An 18,956-nucleotide genomic window follows, 5' to 3' on the forward strand; every position below is an offset into this window, starting at 1 on the left:
TCAGATCTCTATCTGGCTGCCCAGCTCGACCACGCGGTTGCTGGGCAGGTGGAAGTAATCCATGGCGCTGGTGGCCATGCGCGCCAATCCGGCGAAGAGCTGATCGCGCAGACCGGGCAGCCCCTTCTTGGGCAGCGGGATCAGGGTCTCGCGCGAAACGAAATAGGACACCGACATGGGCTCGTAGAAGAAGCCGATCTGGTCGCGTCGCGCCTGGGCCAGCGCCTTGGGCAGATTGGGGGTCTCCATGAAGCCGTAGCGCACGAACAGGCGGTGGAAATTGGGAGCGAGCAACTGGTGCTCCAACCGGTTTTCCTCGGTGACGAAGGGCTTTTCCTCCACCTGGATGGTAACCAGCACCACCCGCTCGTGGATGATCTTATTGTGCTTCATGTTGTGCAACAGGGCGATGGGCACGCCCTCGGAGGTGCCGGTCAGGAATACGGCGGTGCCCGGCACGCGTGGCACCCGGTCCGACAGGCTGGCCAGGAAGTCCTCCACCGGGAAGGCGTCGGCCTTCAATTTGGCCAGCAGCCGGGCGCGGCCGTGCTTCCAGGTGGTCAGCAGGGTGAACAGCAAGCCGCCGACGATCAGTGGGAACCAGCCCCCGTCGGGAATCTTGATGGAATTGGCCAGGAAGAAGGCCAGATCCACCACCAGGAAACCGCCCACCATGATCTTGACCGTGCGGGCCTTCCACTTCCAGATCAGCAGCATCACCGTGCCCACCAGCAAGGCGTCGATCACCATGGTGCCGGTGACGGCGACGCCATAGGCGGCGGCCAGATTGCTCGACGTCTTGAAGCCGACCACCAGGATCATCACCAGGACCATCAGCAGCCAGTTCACGAAGGGCAGATAGATCTGGCCCATCTCGTCCTTGGAGGTGTGGATGATCTCCATGCGCGGCAGCAGGCCCAATTGGATGGCCTGGCGGGTCACCGAGAAGGCGCCGGAGATCACCGCTTGGCTGGCGATGACGGTGGCCAGCGTCGCCAGGATGACCAGTGGCAAGGCCATGGCGGCGGGGGCCAGCTTGAAGAATGGATTGGCGATGGCCTCGGGATGGGCGATCAGCAGGGCGCCCTGGCCGAAATAGTTCAGGATCAGGGCGGGCAGCACGAACAGATACCAGGCCAGCCGGATGGGAAGACGGCCGAAATGGCCCATATCGGTATACAGCGCCTCGGCGCCGGTCACGCACAGCACCACCGAGCCCAGCGCCAGGAAGGCGTGCCAGTTCTCGCGAAACAGGAAGGCGATGGCGTGATGCGGACTGAGCGCCGCCAGGACGGAAGGGGCATAGGCCATGTTCTTGACGCCCAGCACCGCCAGGGTGGTGAACCAGACCAGCATGACCGGGCCGAACAGCTTGCCCACCAGATCGGTGCCGTGGGATTGGATGGCGAACAGCACGAACAGGATGGCGATGGTCAGCGGCACCACCCATTGTTCCAGATGGGGGGCCGCGACGCCGAGGCCTTCCACCGCCGACAGCACCGAGATGGCCGGCGTGATGATGGAATCGCCATAGAACAGGGCGGCGGCGAAGATGCCGAGCGAACTGACGATCAGGGGTAGGCGGCCGCGGCCTTCCGCCGCGTGGCTGACCAGGGCCAGCAGGGACAGCGATCCGCCCTCGCCGCGATTGTCGGCGCGCATGATGATGATGACATATTTGAACGACACGATAATGGTGATCGCCCAGAACATCAGCGACAGGACGCCGAGTATATTTCCCCTGTCCAGCGCCACCGCGTGGGGGCCGCTGAAGGTTTCCTTTAGGGCGTAAAGCGGGCTGGTGCCGATGTCTCCGAACACGACGCCGATGGCGGCGAGCATCAGAGCGGGCACGTTCCGGGAGTGTCCCTCGCCCGGTTGGGCCGTCATATCAGGTGTCCCCTGCAGTAACAGCGCACATGGCTACCCGGAATGGATCAGGAGTCAAGCGTCCTGACGATGCAGCAATTCCTCGACAAAGGCTGGAACCAGCTCGGACGCCCGCCCCAGGCGGCTTTCGTGGAAGAGGCTGGCGCCTTCCGAGGGCTCCAGATTCAGCTCCACCGTATGGGCGAGACCGCGCTTGCGCACCCCCGCCACGAAACCGGCGGCCGGATAGACATGACCCGAGGTGCCGATGGAGACGAACAGGGCGCAGGCTTCCAGCGCCTCGAAGATACGCTCCATCTCCAGCGGCATTTCGCCGAACCAGACCACATGGGGGCGCAGCATGCCGGGGCGGCCGCAATCGGGGCAGGCGTGGTCGAGGCCAAGGTCGTCGGTCCAAGGGAATGGCTCGGCGCAACGGCGGCAGCGGATCTTCAGCAATTCACCGTGCATGTGGATCAGGTTGGTCGATCCGGCACGCTCGTGCAGGTCGTCGATGTTCTGGGTGACCACCAGCACCGGCGCGCCCCACTCGCGTTCCAGCCGCGCCAGCGCCGCATGGGCGGAATTGGGATGGATGCCGTCCTCGGCCAGGCTGCGCCGCCTTGCATTATAGAAGGCGTGGACCCTGGCGGGGTCGCGGGCGAAGCCTTCCGGGGTGGCGACATCCTCCAGGCGCACCTTGCTCCAGATACCGTCCTTGTCGCGAAAGGTATCCAGGCCGGATTCCTTGGAAATTCCGGCGCCGGTGAGCACGACGATGGGGCCGTTCCTGTCAATCTGGGGCATTTGGCTTCCGTCGATGGCGATTGTCACATCTGGAGTCTTCCCGTCCGCGCCGAATCAGTCAATGATCTGGAACAAGTCATAGAGCTCCGCCAATGGGGCCGTCAGGGAGGTCATCATGTCCAATTCAACGCGATCCCCCCAGGGGATAAGCGCGGCCGAGCCCAAGCCGAAGACGTGGCTGGCCCGCGCCTTCGGCCTGAACGAACCCGTTCTGATCCAGGCGCCGCCCCAACCGGCGCGCGGCTTTGATTTCACCGCCATGCACCGGTCCCTGACAAGCCTGGAACGCAAGGGCTCGGTCGGCGAATAGGACTTGCGGCGGCCTCTTCAATCCGAGAGGATGCCCGCCATGGTCAAGGTTCTGTTCGTCTGCACCGGCAATATCTGTCGCTCGCCCACCGCCCACGGGGTGTTTCGCGCCCTGGTGGCGCGCGAGGGCCTTGGCGCGGCGATCCAGGTGGATTCGGCGGGAACCCATGCCTATCACGTGGGCGAGCCGCCCGATCGCCGTTCCATGGAGGCGGCCAAGCGACGCGGCGTCGACCTCTCCGATCTGCGGGCGCGCCAGGTGGTCAAGGCCGATTACGACCGGTTCGATCTGTTGTTGGCCATGGATCGCGGCCATTTCGGGCTGCTTCTCGGCAAGTGCCCGCCGGTGCGCCAGGATGCCCTGGCCCTGTTCCTGTCCTTCGCGCCGCAGCTGAACATTCTCGATGTTCCCGATCCCTATTACGGCCCCGGCGACGGTTTCGAACGGGTGCTGGACATGATCGAGGCCGGATCGGTCGGCCTGTTGCAGCATATCCGCGAGACCTTGTTGTAGGGCATCGCCCATGCCGACCATCACAAGCTTTCGTGCCCAGGAACTGGCGGCCCGCCTGCCGCCCCTGCTGGTCGCGGCCCGCCGGGTGGCGGCGACGGTGGCCCAAGGCGCCCATGGCCGCCGCCGGGCGGGGCCGGGGGAAATCTTCTGGCAGTTCCGCCGCTCCCATCCCGGCGACGCGGCAAGTGCCATAGACTGGCGCCAGTCGGCGCGTTCCGATCATCTGTTCCTGCGCGAAAGCGAATGGGCGGCGGCGCAGACGGTCTGGCTGTGGCGTGATTCATCGGCGTCCATGGACTGGCGCTCGACACCGGAGCTTACCACCAAGGGCGAGCGGGCCGATCTGCTGATGCTGGCACTGGCGGAATTGCTGCTGCGGGCGGGCGAGCGGGTGGCGCTGCTCCATGGCGGTTTGGCGCCGACCACAGGGCGCGGCGCGCTGGAGCGGTTGGCCGAGGCCATGGAACGGGGCTGCGGCGATATCGGTGGTCGGTCGCTGCCCCACCATGTTCCGGTGGTGCTGATGGGCGACTTCCTGGCGCCGCTGGATGACATCGCCGGGCAAATCCGTCGGGCTGGCGGTCAGGGCCATATGGTGCAAATTCTCGATCCCGCCGAGGAAAGCCTGCCCTATGACGGGCGTGTCCGTTTTGAAGGGGTGGAGGGCGAGGGGCAATTGCTGGTCCGGCGGGCCGAGGCGCTGCGCGCCGCCTATGCAGAGCGTCTGGCGGCCCATCGCGACGGCTTGGCCGCCCTGGCGCGGGCCAGCGGTTGGAGCTTGGCCACCCATCGCACCGATCATTCGGCCGGTCCTGCCCTGCTGGCGCTCTACGTCCGCATGGCGGAGGGCGCGGCGTGAGCTTTCTGCCCGGCCTGGCCTTTTCCGCGCCTTGGGCGCTGCTGCTGCTGGCCTTGCTGCCGCTGCTGTGGCGATTGCTGAAGGTGACGCCGCCCGCGCCGCGTCTGGTGCGCTTTCCCGCCATCCGCCTGCTGTTCGGCCTGAAGGAACGCGACGAGACGGCGGAGACGACGCCGCCCTGGCTGCTGCTGCTGCGCCTCGCGCTGGCCTTCACCCTGGTGCTGGCGGCGGCGCGGCCGGTGTTCAGTCCCCATCACGGCATGGGCAATACCTCCGGCCCCCTGCTGGTGGTGGTCGATGACGGTTGGGCCGCCGCCCGCGACTGGCCTGCGCGGCGGGCATTCCTCGACCGGCTGCTGGAGCAGGCGGGGCGGCAGGGCCGCCCGGTGCTGCTGCTGGGCACGGCGCCGCCCGCCCATGGCGGGCCGGTGGCCCTTGGTCGCATGATGAGTGCGGCCGAAGCGCGTCCCGAATTGGGCGGCCTGGAGCCCAAGCCCTGGGCCACCGACCGCCGTGCCGCCCTGGCCGCCTTGCAGGCCCTTGCCCCGATTTCCCCGGGGCGCACCGTCTGGCTGGCCGACGGATTGGACGGAGACGGCGCGGCGGATTTTGCGCGGGCCTTGCAGTCCCTGGGCGGCGGGCTCGAACTGGTTGGCGGGCGAAGCGGCCGTCAATTGCTGCCGCCCGCCGAGGACGGCGCCGCCGACCGGCTGACCATGGTGATGCGGCGAGTGCCGAGCGCGCTGCCCGAGCGGTTGGTGGTGCGCGGCCTCGATGCCTCGGGAACCGTGCTGGCCCGCGAGGAGGTGGAGGTCGATCCCCGCCAGACCGAGGCGAGTATCGCGCTGTCCCTGCCGGTGGAGTTGCGCAATCGGTTGGTCCGCCTGGATCTGGACGGCGAGCGAGGGGCGGGCGCCACGGTCTTGCTGGATGAAAGGTGGCGACGGCGCCGGGTGGGGCTGGTCGCTGGCGGTGCCAGCGCCGGTGCGCCGTTGCTGGATCGCCTCTATTATATCGAACGCGCCCTGGCGCCCTATGCCGAGGTGCGGCGGGGCGATCTGGCCGACCTGCTGGGCGAGACCGGCCCCGACATGCTGATCATGGCCGATCTGCCGCTGACTCCGGGCGCTCTGACCGACCGGTTGATCGGCCGGGTGGAAGCGGGCGGGGTGCTGCTGCGCTTCGCCGGTCCCTTGCTGGCCCAGGCGGTTGGCCAATCGGGCGAGAAAGGCGATCCGCTGCTGCCGGTCCGCCTGCGTGACGGCGGCCGCGCCATGGGCGGCGCCATGTCGTGGACCACGCCCATGGCGGTGGCGCCCTTCCCCGAGGGCAGCCCCTTCCACGGGCTTGCCGTGGCCACCGAGGTGGAGGTCAAGGCCCAGGTGCTGGCCGAGCCTTCGTTGGACTTGGCCGCCCATAGCTGGGCCTTGCTGGCCGACGGCACGCCGCTGGTCACCGCCGCTCGCCGGGGCAAGGGCTGGGTGGTGCTGATCCATACCGGCGCCAATGCCGAATGGAGCAATCTGCCGCTGTCGGGGTTGTTCGTGCAGATGTTGCGTCGGGTGGCCGCGTTGTCGCGCTCGGGGGGGCTGGCGCCGTCCCAGGGCGCCTTGCCGCCCATGGAGCTGCTGGACGGATTCGGCCGCCTCGGCCCGGCGACGGGGATCGCCGCCGCCCTGACCGAGGGGGCCGAGGTCACCGTTCCCGGTCCACGCCATCCGCCCGGCTATTACGGTGCGGGCGAAGGCCGGGTCGCTTTCAACCTGGCTCCCCGCCTGGGTTCGCCGCGTCCGCTGGCGGTGCCGCCGGGGGCGCGGATCAGCGGGCTGGAGGCGGCGGCGGTCGAATTGGACCTGGGACCGGCCCTGCTGGTGCTTGCCCTGCTTCTGGCCATGGCCGACGGGTTGGCCAGTCTGTGGCTGCAGGGCGGCCTGCGCCGCCTCGCGCCGCTGCTGGTCCTGCTGGCCGCCCTGCCCGCCGAGGCGGCCGAAAGCTTCGCCCTGGAGGCGGGGCAAGCGACCCGGCTGGCCTGCATCAAGACCTTCGATGCCGCCATGGACCGCGATTGCCTGGCGGGGCTGAAGGGCCTGTCCGCGGTTCTCGCCACCCGCTCCACCGCCAATCTGGCCGAGCCCATGGCGGTGGACCTGGAACGCGATCCGGTGGTGTTCTTTCCGCTGCTCTATTGGCGGATCACGCCCAACCAGCGGGGTCTGTCCTTCGCCGCCGCCGACAAGCTGAACGCCTATATGGCGCGCGGCGGGCTGATCGTGTTCGATACCGGCGACGAGGGCCAGCCGGGGGCGGGACCGGATACCGCCGAGCTGAACCGGCTGCGGGTGCTGGTCCAGGGATTGGCGCTGCCGCCCCTGGTGCCGCTGGCCGCCGACCATGTGCTGAACCGCGCCTTCTATCTGCTGAAGGAGGTTCCCGGCCGCTGGGACGGCGCCACCGTCTGGGTCGAGCAGACCGGCCGCGATTCCAATGACGGCGTGTCGCCGGTCCTGCTGGGCGGCAACGACTGGGTGGGAGCCTGGGCGGTGGACGAGCGCGGCAAGCCGCTACACGCGGTGACGCCCGGCGGCGAGCGCCAGCGCGAGATGGCCTATCGCTTCGGGGTCAATCTGGTGATGTACGCCCTGACCGGCAATTACAAGGCCGATCAGGTCCATTTGCCCGCCATCCTGGAAAGGCTGGGGCGATGAGCGAGCCACCCGCGGGCAGGATGCCCGCGCTCCCCATAGAGCCCCCCTGTTGGAAGCGCGGCCGTCCCGGCCGCCCTTCCCTTGATGACGTCAAGCATCGGCCGCAATCATGAATGCCGTTCAGACCATCGCCTTCGCCCCCCTGATCCCCTGGCCGTGGCTGATGGGATTGGCAATGGCCGCCCTGGCGGCGGCGGGATTGGGCATCGCGCGCGGGACTCGGGGCGGCTGGCCGCGGCTGCTGGTGGCGGTGGTGCTGGTGGCGATCTTGTCCAATCCCCGCATGGTCAGCGAACAGCGGGTGGGGCTGCCCGATGTGGCGCTGGTGGTGGTGGACCAGACCCTGTCCCAGACCATCGGCGAGCGCCCCGCCCAGACCGAGGCGGCCCTGAAGGAGGTTCAGGCGCGGCTGGCGCGGTTGCCCAATCTGGACGTGCGGGTGGAACGGGTGACCAATCCGCCCGGCACCGACGAGGGAACCCGGCTGTTCGCGGCGGTCGAGCGCGCCCTGGCCGATCTGCCGCGTCGCCGTCTGGCCGGGGTGGTGATGATCACCGACGGCCGCGTCCACGACGTTCCCGACGATTTGGGGCGCTCGCTGGGGGCGCCGGTTCATGTCCTGCTGACCGGCGCGCCGGGCGAGCGCGACCGGCGGCTGGTGCCCGGCCGCAATCCCGGATTCGGGCTGGTGGGGCGCAACGCCACCTTTGGCTTTCGGGTCGAGGACGTGGGGGGAACCGGTGACGCCGTGGTCGCGGTGCGCTTGGACGGCCAGCCCTATGCGGCGCTGACGGTGCCGCTCAACCGCGACGCCACCTTGGAGATCCCCGTCAATCACGCCGGGCAGAACGTGGTGGAACTGGAGGTCGAGCCCGGCCCCGGCGAACTGTCCTTGCTCAACAACCGCGCCGCCCTGTCCATCTCGGGGGTGCGCGACCGGCTGAAAGTGCTGCTGATCTCGGGTGAGCCCCATGCGGGCGAGCGTACCTGGCGCAATCTGCTGAAGGCTGATCCGGCGGTGGATCTGGTTCACTTCACCATCTTGCGGCCGCCGGAAAAGGACGACCGCACCCCCATTCGCGAATTGTCGCTGATCACCTTTCCGGTGCGCGAGCTGTTCGAGGAAAAGCTCACCGACTTCGACCTGATCGTCTTCGACCGCTACCGGCGCCGGAGCGTGTTGTCGTCGGGCTATTACCGCAATTTGGCCGACTATGTCCGGCGTGGCGGCGCTCTGCTGGTTGCCGTGGGGCCGGAATTCGCCGAGCCGGGCGGCATCGCCGAATCCGCCCTGGCCGATGTGCTGCCCGGCCTTCCCACCGGCAGCCAGATCAATCGGTCCTTCCGCCCCACCCTCACCGAACTCGGCAAGCGCCATCCCGTCACCGCCGGTCTGCCTGGCAGCCGCGAGGGCGAGCCCGCCTGGGGCGGCTGGATGCGCCAGATCGAGGTGCGGCCCGGTCGGGGGCAGGCCGTCATGGCGGGGATCGACGGCAAGCCGCTGGTGCTGCTGGACCGGGTGGGCGACGGCCGTGTCGCCATGGTGCTGTCCGACACCATCTGGCTGTGGGCACGCGGCTGGGAGGGCGGCGGCCCCCATGGCGAGCTGCTGCGCCGCCTCGCCCACTGGCTGATGAAGGAACCCGAACTGGAAGAGCGCTCGCTGCGGGCCGAGATCGCGGCGGGAAGCCTTGCCGTCACCCGCCGCAGCCTGGAGTCCGGCAGCGTCGAGGTAACGGTGACCGCCCCCGATGGCACTCGTCAGCCCCTGACGCTGGTCGATCAATCGGATGGAAGCGCGCTCGGACGCCTCGCCATCGGCCAGTCCGGGTTGTGGCGGGTGGAAGACGGCACGGGACAGACGGCGCTGGCCGCCCTGGGCACGCCGTCGCCGGTGGAATATTCGGAACTGACCGCCAGTTCGGAACGGCTGGCTCCGGTGGCGGCCGCCACCAAGGGGGGCGTGGCCTGGCTTGCCCAGGGAATGCCGGACATTCGACGGGTGGCGACCGGCGCCACCGCCGCCGGTCGCGGCTGGATCGGGCTGTTGGAGCGCGGCGACCATGTGGTCGAAGGCGTTCGCGAGGTCTCGCTGATGCCCGCCCTGGCCTTGCTGCTGCTGGGTTTAGGCGGTCTGCTGGCCGCCTGGCGCAGGGAGGGGCGGAGGTGAAAACTTCCTGACATGCGGCGATTCGATTTGGAATATCGGAATTGCTGATGTAAGGAGTTCTTACCTATAGGTTAACGCGTCCCCTTCTGGATACACTGTCGGCACCCAAGGCATCGGGCTGGCTTATCCGAAACGGAGGGGGGACGGAGGACAGTGGCGGAGGAACGTTTGATCCCGGCGACAGGTAAGCGCGTAAAGGCTTTGCGCCGCGCCATGGCGTGGGTGATTCCGGAATGGCAGGTCTTCATTCGCCGACCCGACGGGACGGCGGAGCAGTTCACCTTCACCCGCAAGCGCCAATTGTGGATTTTGGCCGGGATGTGCGTCATCGCCATTTGGGCCGGTACCGTTTCCACCCTGCTGACTCGCCAGCCGGAAGAGCTTTCCGCCAAGGAACGCAAGCTGGAAGAGATGATGGCCGCCACCCGCGCCGCCCAGCATCGTCTGGCGTCGTCGCAGAAGATGGTCGGCGATATCGCCCGCGAGGTGGATCTGGTTCACACCAATATCCTGGTTCTGGCCGAGACCAACGCGGCCCTGGCCAAGGACCATCAGTCGGGCAAGGTGGCGGCGGCGCCGCGTGGCAAGTCGGTGGTCAGCGCCGAGCCAAGCTGGAATGACGACGGTCAGCCCGCGGGCGAGGATGCCCGCGCCGTGCGCGAACAGGTCCGCCGTCTGGAAGGGTCGCTGGAACGCCTCAAGCTGGCCTATGCCCAGGCGGTGCAGAATACCAGCGACGCCACCTCGTCCAAGATTTTCGATGCGGAAAAGGCGCTGTCGCGCCTGGGCATCGACGCCCGCCAGATCTTCGACCGCCAGCAACAGCGCGACGGCGGGCGCGGTGGCCCCTTCATTCCGCTGCTCAGCTCGGCCAGCGATTCCGGGCTTTCCGGCTTGCTCGACCGGCTCGACCGCTGGAGCGGCGTCAAGGCCGTCATGGGCAAGATGCCGCTGGGCGAGCCGCTGCACGTGGATTACGACATCAATTCCGGTTTCGGCACCCGTTCGGACCCGCTCAATCGCCGCACCGGCGTCCACGAAGGCGTCGATCTCGGCGCGCCGCACGGCAGCCCGGTCTACGCCACCGGCGAGGGCGTGGTGGAATTCGCCGGTCCGTGGGATCGCTACGGCCTGACCATCGACGTCAATCACGGCAATGGCGTATCGACCCGCTACGCCCATCTGTCGCGGATCAAGGTCAAGGAAGGCCAGCGGGTCACCCGCTCCACCGTGATCGGGCTGTTGGGCAATACCGGACGCTCCACCGGTCCCCATCTCCATTACGAGGTCCGCCTGTCGGACTCCCCCAAGGATCCCCTCAAGTTTATCGCGGCAGGTGAAAATGCTCCCAAAGCTTGGTAAGGCGTTCGGCGCGGTTTCCGCCGCCGCCCATTCCGCCCGTTCGTCCACCGCCAATGGCCTGCCGCTCTCGGTGATCGGTCCCGACGTGAAGATCGTCGGCAATATCTTTACCCAGGGCGAGATGCAGATCGACGGCTGCGTGGAAGGCGATATCGCCTGCCAACGCCTGCTGGTGGGCGAGGGCGGCCGCATCGCGGGCGAGGTCACCGCCGAGACCGTCCAGGTTCATGGCGAGCTGACCGGCAAGATCAACGCCTCGACGGTACTGATCACCAAGTCGGGCCGCGTTACCGGCGATGTCACCCAGGACAGCCTGGAGATCGAGGCGGGTGCCTCCATGGAAGGCCGCCTGATCCGTCGCAGCCATCCCAAGGCGCCGGACCAAGTCGCCGTCAACAAGGGCAACGGTGCCGCCGAGCCGGCCCAGATCGCGCCACCCCAGGCGACACCCGACCTGACCCAGGAAGCGGCCGGCAACGCTTGATCACCGTTCATGGCGACGCCGATCGTCCCGAGCCGGGCGATCTCTCCGATCGCGACCTGACCCGGGCCATGTGGATCGACATGCTGTCTCCCACCGCCGAGGAGACGGCCCGCGTCGAAGGCCTGACCGGAATCCACATACCGCCGCACGAGAAGATGCAGGAAATCGAGGCGTCGAGCCGCCTGTTCCGTCGCGGCGGCGCCTTGGTGGCGACGGTTCCCATCCTGACCGGTTCGGGTGGCAGCGAACCGCGCAATTCAGTGGTGACCTTCGCCTTCAACGGCCGCCAGTTGGTGACGGTTCGCTATGACACGCCAAGGGCGTTCGGTTCCTATGGCGCCCTGCTGGGCGAGTGCGGTGAGCCACTCGCATCGGCGGGCGATGCCCTGCTGGGCCTGATCGAGGCGGTGGTGGACCGCATCGCCGATGTGCTGGAAGGCCTCGTCGGCGACCTGGACGCGGTGTCGCACCGGATATTCCATCAACATGCCAGGGATCGACGCCGCCGTCGGGCGACATCGCGCGAATTGGAAACCTTGCTGCGCACCATCGGCCGGGCGGGCGACCTGTCCAGCCGGGCGCGCGAAACCATACTCGGCGTCAAGCGGATGATCGCCTTCATGCCCCATGGCGATGCCGAGATCGGCGTCGCCGCCGCCGCCACGCGGCTGGAGACCATCGGCCACGATGTGCAATCCCTGGCGGAACACATCGACTTCATGAGCAATAAGATCAATTTCCTGTTGGACGCCACCTTGGGAATGATCGGCATTCAGCAGAATCAGATCATCAAGCTGTTCACCATCATGTCGGTGCTGTTCCTGCCGCCCACATTGGTGGGCAGTTGGTACGGCATGAATTTCAGGGTCATGCCGGAGCTTCAATGGGATTACGGCTATGTCTACGCCACGATCCTGGCGGTTCTGTCGGCCCTGGTGCCCTACTGGGTCTTCAAGCGGAAAGGCTGGATGTGACCGTCCAGCGCAGCACCGTCTGGGCGTGACGTTCCATGCGCGGACGGATCAGGCCGTTTTGCATGTCCACATAGGCGAAATGCTTCTGCGCCTTGGCCTCGTCCATCACCTTGAGATGCGGCCCTTGCGGGGTGGCGAAGGCATCGCCGACGCCTGGACCCTCGGCGGCGATCGGCTCGAATGCAAAGGCCTTGTCGGCAATGACGCTCAGGTCGTGATCGGGGTCGATATAGACCAGCCGCATCGCGTCCCGATCGGCCGGGGGCTCCAAAATGATCAAATAGTGATTGGTGTAGTCGCGGCCCGAGCGTTCCGCCTTGAGGCAAAGGGTGTCCATGCCGTCAAGCCGGGCCAAGACGAAACTCCCAGAGGCGATGCGGAAGGCCGGGCTCATTTGACCTTCACATCCATGAGTTCGAGATTGCGTCGGGCGGCATCGGCGGCGGCACTTTCGGGGACGGCGTTGATGACCTTCATCCAGTCGGCGCGGGCCCCGGTGGTGTTGTCTTCCAGGCGACGGATCATGCCGCGTTCCAGCAGGGCATCGGGCACATCGGGCTCCAGCACCAGGGCGCGGGCGATATCCTCCTTGGCCAGGTCCAGCTTGTCCAGATAGCGATAGGCGCTGGCCCGCAGCACCATGGCCTCGACCCGGTTGGGCTGAACCTTCAGCAGGGCGGTCAAGACCTCGACGGCTTCCTTGTAATGAGCGGCCTGGGCATAGGCGACCGCCTTATCCACCAGCAGGTCGGGATGATTGGGAACCAATCCCAGCGCGGTGTCGAGATCGGCCAGGGCCTTCTCCGTCTGTCCGGCCTGAAGCCAGGACTGCGCCGCCTGGGCCAGCATCTCGGCGCGCAAGCCGTTGGTGCCGTGGCTCTGGTTGGCCAGGGCTTCCAGCCGTCGGGCCGCCTCTTCGTATTTGCCGAGGCCGATCAGCGCCACGGCGGCGCAGTGGCGCGCCGGTTCGCCGCCGCCCAGCGACCCCCATGCGATGGCCTCTTCCCACCCGTCCTCGGGCTTGGACCGGGCCAGATGCAGGCAGGCGCGGTATTCCTGCTTGGGATTGATGACTTCCGCCTTGGCCGCGAACGGCGCCAGCAGGAGGGGCAGCAGAAGGATGACGCGAGGCTTCATGGCCGCTAGTGTCATCAAAAGACGGACGGATGCAAGGGAGAGGTTTTGTGTCGGGCACAATGTTTATATTCGGCCTCGGCTTTTCCGCCCGGGTGATCGCGAAACGCCTGCTGGAACAGGGGTGGACCGTGGCGGGCACCACCCGCTCGGGCGAGGCCGTGGACCTGCCCGGCGTGACGGTCCATCCCTTCGACCGCGACCATCCGCTACCCCCCAAGGTGCTGGACGGCGTGACGGCGGTGCTGTCCTCGGTGCCGCCCGACGCCCAGGGCGATCCGGTGCTGGACCTGATGGGGGAGGCGATCCGGGCGCGGGCGCCGGGCTGGATCGGCTATCTGTCCACCACCGGCGTCTACGGCGATCACGGCGGCGGCTGGGTGGACGAGACGACGCCGGTCAATCCCAGCCTTGATCGCTCGCGCCGCCGCGCCGCCGCCGAAAAGAGCTGGCTGGCCCTATCGGCGCATGTGTTCCGGCTGGCGGGCATCTATGGCCCAGGGCGCTCGGCGGTGGACACCGTGCGCTCGGGCGAGGCCAAGCGCATCGCCAAGCCGGGCCAAGTGTTCTCGCGCATTCATGTGGAGGATATCGCGGGTGCGGTGCTGGCCTCGCTGGCGCGGCCCCATCCTGGGCGCGTCTACAATCTGTGCGACGACGACGCGGCGCCGCCGCAAGAGGTGATCGCCCATGCCTGCGCCCTGCTGGGGGTGGAGCCTCCGGCCGAACTGGCCTGGGAAGACGCCCAGGCGGTGCTGTCGCCCATGGCCCTCAGCTTCTACGCCGACAACAAGCGGGTCTCCAACCGACGCATGAAGGAGGAGCTTGGGGTGGTGTTGAAATATCCCAGCTATCGGGACGGGCTGGCGGCGATTCTCACTTCAACCTGAGCGCCAGCGGCCCCAGGGCCACCACCGCCCCCAGCGAAGCGAAGGCGAGGCCCCAGGCCAGACCGGTGGTCGCGCCGCCCGCCGCGTCCAGCACCATGCCGAAGGCCAGCGGCCCGACGAAACCGGCCCCGAAGCCCAGCAGCGAATGCACCGCGATGGTGGCGCCGCGCCGCGCCGGGTCGGCCGCCATCACCGCTCCGGTGGTCAGCGCCGCCGAATCGATCTGGATCAACGCGTTGTAAAGCAGCATCAGCGCCGCCACCACGCCATAGGGCAGTCCACCGCAAAATCCGATCACCGCGGCCATGGCGGCCGAACTGACCATGGCGAAGGCGCAGACCCGGCGGCGGTCGAAGCGCACCGCCATATCGGCGCCGAGGATGCTGGTGGCCATGGCCACCAATCCGCCGATGGTGGCGACCGAGGTGGGCGACAGGCCGCCCGCGCCCGGCTGCGACGCCAGCACCCAGGCCAGGAAGGCGACCATCCACGACCGCGCCCCGAACAGCTCCCACACATGCACGGCATAGCCCAGCACATAGCCCATGGCGGCGCGGTTGCGCAGGACGGGCGCGAAGTCGAACGGGTTGGTCTTGCGCTCGGGCGGGACCACCTTGACGCCCGGCAGCGCCACCGCCACCAGCCCGAAGGCCGCCGCCGCCGCCGCCGCCGCCAGCCCGAAGGCGGCAGGCCAGCCGAAAGCCTCCGCCACCGCGCCGGTGATCATGAATGACCCGGAGGTGCCCAGCGAGAAACTGGCGGTGTAGTAGCTGATCCAGCGCGCCTGTTTCGGTCCCGATACCCGGTCGACCAGCGCCTTCAGTCCCGGCATATAGGTGCCCGCCAGACCGATGCCGCTCAGGGCCCGCCACGCCAGCGCCGACCAGAATCCCTCGGCGGTCAGGGTGAAGCCCAGGGCCGCCAGGGCGGCGAACAGGGCGCCTGCCAGATAGACCCGCTTGGCGTCCATGCGGTCGGTGAGCGTGGTGAGAATGGGCACCGCCACGGTATAGCCCGCGAAGACCACCCCGGAAATCCATCCCGCCTCGGTATTGCTCAGCCCCCAAGCCGCGACGAAATCAGGCAGCAGGGCGGGAAAGGCGAAGACTCCGACCATGGTCAGAACCTCCGCCGCGCACAGGCAGAAGACGGCTCGGGCTCCGACGGAGGGGGCGGCGTCGCTGGTCATGGTGGCGATGGTAGCATCAATCCTTGAACGCCGCACCCACCATCCTGTACAATAATTCGTACAATAAGGAGGTCGTCATGGATGTCCGATCCTATAGCAATGTGCGCCAGAATCTTGCCAGCGTCATGGATGAGGTCTGCGACAGCCATGCGCCGGTGATCGTCACCCGCCAGAACGCCGCCTCGGTGGTGATCATGTCGCTGGACGAGTTTAACGCCACTGAGGAAACCCTGCACCTGCTGCGCAGCCCGCGCAACGCCGAGCGGCTGTTGCGTTCGACCGCCGATGCCGATGCCGGACGGCTGGTCGAGCATCCCCTGGCCGACGCGTGATTCGTCTCGCCTGGACCCAGGACGCCTGGGAGGACTACCTGTATTGGCAGGCCACCGACAAGGCGGTGCTGAAACGGATCAATGAACTGATCCGCGACGTCTTGCGCCAGCCCTTTGCCGGGATCGGCAAGCCGGAACCGTTGAAGGGCGATCTGTCCGGCTGGTGGTCGCGCCGCATCACGGCGGAGCACCGCCTCGTCTACCGCATGGGCGGCGACGAGGTGGTGATCGCCATGTGTCGCTACCACTACTGATTCGACCCGGCCTTCCAGCGCAGCACCGGGGTGCGGGCCGCCAGGGTTTCGTCCAGGCGGCGGCGCGGCGTGTTGCGGGGCGCCGACTTGAACTCTTCCGCCGCGCCCGCCTTGGCCTTGGCGGCGAGGCCGCGCACCACCGCGATGAACTGGTCCAGGGTGTCCTTGGACTCGGTCTCGGTGGGCTCCATCAGCAGGGCACCGTGCACCACCAGTGGGAAGTACATGGTCATGGGGTGATAGCCCTCGTCGATCAGCGCCTTGGCGAAGTCCAGCGTGGTGACGCCGCTGTCCTTCAGGAAGCGGTCGTCGAACAGGGCTTCGTGCATGCACGGCCCCTCGAACGAGGCGGAAAGCACGTCGCTCAGGCGGGCCTGGAGGTAGTTGGCGTTGAGCACCGCGTCGCTGGAGGCCTGACGCAGCCCGTCCGAGCCCATGGACAAGATATAGGCCAGGGCGCGCACGAAGACGCCGAACTGGCCGTGATAGCCCTTGACCCGGCCGAACGGCTTGGCGCCCTCGCGCGGGCCTTCCACCAGTTCCAGCCCATTCTTGCCATGGACCACATAGGGCACCGGGGCATAATCGGCCAGGGCGTCCGACAGCACGGTGGGACCAGCGCCGGGGCCGCCGCCGCCATGGGGGGTGGAGAAGGTCTTGTGCAGATTGATATGCATGCAGTCGATGCCGAGATCGGCCACCTTCACCCGCCCGACGATGGCGTTGAAATTGGCGCCGTCGCAGTAGAAATAGGCCCCCGCCCCGTGGATGGCCTTGGCGATCTCGATGATCTCGGATTCGAACAATCCGCAGGTATTGGGATTGGTCAGCATCAGACAGGCCACGTCCGGCCCCAGCTTGGCCTTGAGCGCGTCGAGATCGACCCGGCCGTTGTCCTTGGCGGGAATGGGATCGACGGTATAGCCGCACATGGCCGCCGAGGCGGGATTGGTGCCGTGGGCGCTTTCCGGCACCAGCACGCGGCGGCGATGGCCCTCGCCCTTGTCCTCGTGGGCGCTTCGGATGGCCATCAGTCCGCACCACTCGCCATGGGCACCCGCCGCCGGGCTCATGGCCACGGCGGGCATGCCGGTCAGTTCCTTCAGCCAGTGGGCCAGCCCGTCGATGACCTCGAGGGCGCCCTGGACGGTCTTTTGCGGCTGGAAGGGATGCAGGTCGGCGAGGCCGGGCAGGCGGGCCACCTTCTCCGACAGGCGGGGATTGTGCTTCATGGTGCATGAGCCCAGCGGATAGAAGCCGGTGTCGATGCCGTAATTCTTCTGCGACAGCCGCGTGTAGTGGCGCACCACCTGGGGCTCGGACAGGTCGGGCAGGCCGAACGGCTCGCGCTTCCTGACACCGCCCATGCGGTCGAGATCCACGGGGCCGGGCTCGGGCAGATCGACGCCGATACAGCCGGGATTGCCCAATTCGAAGATCAGCTTTTCCTCGATCTGCAGGCCCTTGTTGCCGCTGATGCTATTGGTCTCGCTCATTTTGTATGCCCCTCAATCGCCGGGCGGCCACATCCGTGGCCTTGGCTTTCGCGCCACGAGGCGCGCGCCCTCAACGGGCTAGTCGCTCTGCTGGAGCGCGGGCGTCCCGCCCGCACGTCGCGGCGCTCCATCTTCCGCATATCCGGGCGCATCACACGACCTCCTTCAGGGCGGCGACGAGCCGGTCCATGTCGTCCTCGGTGTTGGTCTCGGTGGCGGCCAGGATCAGCACCGGGGCCAGTTCCGGCCAGGTGGGATAGAAGCGCGAGGCGGCGACGCCCGCCAGGATTCCCTTGTCGGCCAGGGCGTCGACCACCTCGGCCGCCTTGACCTCGTCGCCGAGATGGACGGCGAATTCGTTGTAATAGCTTTGCGGCAGCACCCGGAGGCCCTTCACCTTGGAGAGCTTCTGTTCCAACTGCACCGCCTTGGCGTGGTTCAACTCGGCCAGCTTGGCGAAACCGGTGCCGCCCAACAGGGTCAGATGGATGGAGAAGGCAAGGGCGCACAGGCCGGAATTGGTGCAGATGTTCGACGTCGCCTTCTCGCGGCGGATATGCTGCTCGCGGGTGGACAGGGTCAGCACCCAGCCGCGCTTGCCGTCCACATCCACCGTCTGGCCGGCGAGGCGGCCGGGCATCTGGCGCACGAACTTGTCCCGCGTGGCGAACAGGCCGAGGCCGGGGCCGCCGAAATTCATCCCCATGCCCAGGCTTTGGCCTTCGCAGACCACGATGTCGGCGCCCATGGCGCCGGGGGATTCGAACAGGCCCAGGCTGGTGGGCTCGGCCACCAGCACCACCAGCAGGGCGCCCGCCTCGTGACAGATTGCGGCCAGTGACCGCAGATCCCTGACGCCGCCGAAGAAGCCGGGATTCTGCACGATGACGCAGGCGGTCTGGGAATCCACCCGCCCCAGCAGATCCTCGAAGCCCAGCGGATCGGGCGGCAGCAGCTCCGCCTCCATCTCGGTGTAGCGCAAGGATGTCTCGGTGGTCTCGGCGTAATGGGGATGCAGCGAGCCCGACAGCAGCACCTTGTTGCGCTTGGTGACGCGGCAGGCCATGACGGCGGCCTCGGCGCAGGCGGTGGCGCCGTCATACATGGAGGCGTTGGCCACATCCATGCCGGTGATCATGGCCACCTGGGTCTGGAACTCGAACAGCACCTGCAGGGTGCCCTGGCTGACCTCGGGCTGATAGGGGGTATAGGCGGTCAGGAACTCGCCGCGCATCAGCAACTGGTCCAGCGCCGCCGGAATGTGGTGGCGATAGACGCCCGCCCCGATGAAGAAAGGCGCACAGCCCGCCGACAGATTCTTGCCGGCCATGCGGGTGAAGGCGCGTTCCACCTCCAGCTCGCCCTGATGGCGGGGCAGCGGCAGCGCCTCGGTCAGGCGGGCGGCGGCGGGGACGTCCTTGAACAGGGCGTCCACATCCTTGGCCCCGATATCCGCCAGCATGGCGCGGCGATCGGAGTCGGTCAGCGGCAGATAGCGCATGGGTCGGTCACCTTGTCTAAGGTGTCATCCTGACGACCGAAGGGCGGAAGGATCTTTCAGGCACGGCGCGTGAAAGATCCTTCGCTTCGCTCAGGATGACAAATTGG

At 67.5% G+C, this 18,956-nt stretch carries 18 protein-coding genes; 11 read left to right on the forward strand and 7 right to left on the reverse strand.

Annotated features, from left to right (window positions below; all coding sequences use genetic code 11):
* Positions 1 to 1,890: a potassium transporter Kup gene (locus CU669_RS04000; protein ID WP_112142508.1), complete on the reverse strand. Its 1,890-nt coding sequence runs from the start codon at positions 1,888 to 1,890 to the stop codon at positions 1 to 3.
* Positions 1,891 to 1,944: 54 nt separating this feature from the next.
* A complete protein-coding gene (gene cobB, locus CU669_RS04005) occupies positions 1,945 to 2,676 on the reverse strand; it encodes a Sir2 family NAD+-dependent deacetylase (RefSeq protein WP_112142701.1) in 732 nt (243 codons plus the stop codon).
* Between the two features lie 115 nt (positions 2,677 to 2,791).
* On the opposite strand from cobB, the gene CU669_RS04010 reads away from it, so the two are divergent.
* The 8 genes from CU669_RS04010 (at position 2,792) to CU669_RS04045 (ending at position 12,053) form a co-directional block, all read left to right on the forward strand.
* A complete protein-coding gene (locus CU669_RS04010; protein WP_112142509.1) occupies positions 2,792 to 2,986 on the forward strand; it encodes a hypothetical protein in 195 nt (64 codons plus the stop codon).
* 39 nt (positions 2,987 to 3,025) lie between these two features.
* The gene (locus CU669_RS04015) at positions 3,026 to 3,499 is read left to right on the forward strand and encodes a low molecular weight protein-tyrosine-phosphatase (RefSeq protein ID WP_112142702.1); all 474 of its coding nucleotides are present in this window, start codon (positions 3,026 to 3,028) and stop codon (positions 3,497 to 3,499) included.
* A gap of 10 nt (positions 3,500 to 3,509) precedes the next feature.
* Positions 3,510 to 4,358, forward strand: coding sequence for a DUF58 domain-containing protein (locus CU669_RS04020; RefSeq protein WP_112142510.1), 849 nt, complete (start codon positions 3,510 to 3,512; stop codon positions 4,356 to 4,358).
* On the forward strand, positions 4,355 to 7,063 hold the full coding sequence (locus CU669_RS04025) for a DUF4159 domain-containing protein (RefSeq protein ID WP_112142511.1): 2,709 nt from the start codon (positions 4,355 to 4,357) through the stop codon (positions 7,061 to 7,063). Before CU669_RS04020 ends, CU669_RS04025 begins: the two co-directional genes overlap by 4 nt.
* A gap of 109 nt (positions 7,064 to 7,172) precedes the next feature.
* The gene (locus tag CU669_RS04030) at positions 7,173 to 9,233 is read left to right on the forward strand and encodes a hypothetical protein (protein WP_112142512.1); all 2,061 of its coding nucleotides are present in this window, start codon (positions 7,173 to 7,175) and stop codon (positions 9,231 to 9,233) included.
* Between the two features lie 213 nt (positions 9,234 to 9,446).
* On the forward strand, positions 9,447 to 10,595 hold the full coding sequence (locus CU669_RS04035) for a M23 family metallopeptidase (protein ID WP_112142703.1): 1,149 nt from the start codon (positions 9,447 to 9,449) through the stop codon (positions 10,593 to 10,595).
* Positions 10,576 to 11,079 (forward strand): bactofilin family protein, encoded by a 504-nt coding sequence (locus tag CU669_RS04040; RefSeq protein WP_112142513.1) that lies wholly within the window; start codon positions 10,576 to 10,578, stop codon positions 11,077 to 11,079. Before CU669_RS04035 ends, CU669_RS04040 begins: the two co-directional genes overlap by 20 nt.
* On the forward strand, positions 11,076 to 12,053 hold the full coding sequence (locus tag CU669_RS04045) for a magnesium transporter CorA family protein (protein WP_239988528.1): 978 nt from the start codon (positions 11,076 to 11,078) through the stop codon (positions 12,051 to 12,053). The genes CU669_RS04040 and CU669_RS04045 overlap by 4 nt, the downstream gene beginning before the upstream one ends.
* Here CU669_RS04045 and CU669_RS04050 read toward each other — a convergent pair.
* Together CU669_RS04050 and CU669_RS04055 are read right to left on the reverse strand one after the other, a co-directional pair.
* Positions 12,031 to 12,447, reverse strand: a complete 417-nt coding sequence (locus CU669_RS04050) for a hypothetical protein (RefSeq protein WP_112142514.1) — start codon at positions 12,445 to 12,447, stop codon at positions 12,031 to 12,033. The genes CU669_RS04045 and CU669_RS04050 overlap by 23 nt on opposite strands.
* On the reverse strand, positions 12,444 to 13,190 hold the full coding sequence (locus CU669_RS04055; protein ID WP_112142515.1) for a tetratricopeptide repeat protein: 747 nt from the start codon (positions 13,188 to 13,190) through the stop codon (positions 12,444 to 12,446). The genes CU669_RS04050 and CU669_RS04055 overlap by 4 nt, the downstream gene beginning before the upstream one ends.
* A 47-nt stretch (positions 13,191 to 13,237) precedes the next feature.
* Here CU669_RS04055 and CU669_RS04060 point away from each other — a divergent pair, with 47 nt between their 5' ends.
* Positions 13,238 to 14,077 carry an SDR family oxidoreductase gene (locus CU669_RS04060; protein ID WP_112142516.1) on the forward strand — a complete coding sequence of 280 codons (840 nt, stop codon included), beginning with the start codon at positions 13,238 to 13,240 and terminating at the stop codon, positions 14,075 to 14,077.
* Here the strand turns inward: CU669_RS04060 and CU669_RS04065 are convergent.
* Complete coding sequence (locus tag CU669_RS04065; RefSeq protein WP_239988529.1) at positions 14,064 to 15,302, reverse strand: MFS transporter; 1,239 nt, start codon at positions 15,300 to 15,302, stop codon at positions 14,064 to 14,066. The two genes, CU669_RS04060 and CU669_RS04065, sit on opposite strands and share 14 nt — an antisense overlap.
* A gap of 41 nt (positions 15,303 to 15,343) precedes the next feature.
* Here CU669_RS04065 and CU669_RS04070 point away from each other — a divergent pair, with 41 nt between their 5' ends.
* Positions 15,344 to 15,598, forward strand: a complete 255-nt coding sequence (locus CU669_RS04070; protein WP_112142706.1) for a type II toxin-antitoxin system Phd/YefM family antitoxin — start codon at positions 15,344 to 15,346, stop codon at positions 15,596 to 15,598.
* The gene (locus tag CU669_RS04075; protein ID WP_456095303.1) at positions 15,595 to 15,852 is read left to right on the forward strand and encodes a Txe/YoeB family addiction module toxin; all 258 of its coding nucleotides are present in this window, start codon (positions 15,595 to 15,597) and stop codon (positions 15,850 to 15,852) included. Before CU669_RS04070 ends, CU669_RS04075 begins: the two co-directional genes overlap by 4 nt.
* On the opposite strand, the gene gcvPB is transcribed toward CU669_RS04075, so the two are convergent.
* Complete coding sequence (gene gcvPB, locus CU669_RS04080) at positions 15,846 to 17,348, reverse strand: aminomethyl-transferring glycine dehydrogenase subunit GcvPB (RefSeq protein WP_112142517.1); 1,503 nt, start codon at positions 17,346 to 17,348, stop codon at positions 15,846 to 15,848. The two genes, CU669_RS04075 and gcvPB, sit on opposite strands and share 7 nt — an antisense overlap.
* 151 nt (positions 17,349 to 17,499) lie before the next feature.
* The gene (gene gcvPA, locus CU669_RS04085; protein WP_112142518.1) at positions 17,500 to 18,849 is read right to left on the reverse strand and encodes an aminomethyl-transferring glycine dehydrogenase subunit GcvPA; all 1,350 of its coding nucleotides are present in this window, start codon (positions 18,847 to 18,849) and stop codon (positions 17,500 to 17,502) included.
* Positions 18,850 to 18,956 lie beyond the last annotated feature (107 nt).

This window comes from Paramagnetospirillum kuznetsovii (genome assembly GCF_003284725.1).
Classification (GTDB): domain Bacteria; phylum Pseudomonadota; class Alphaproteobacteria; order Rhodospirillales; family Magnetospirillaceae; genus Phaeospirillum; species Phaeospirillum kuznetsovii.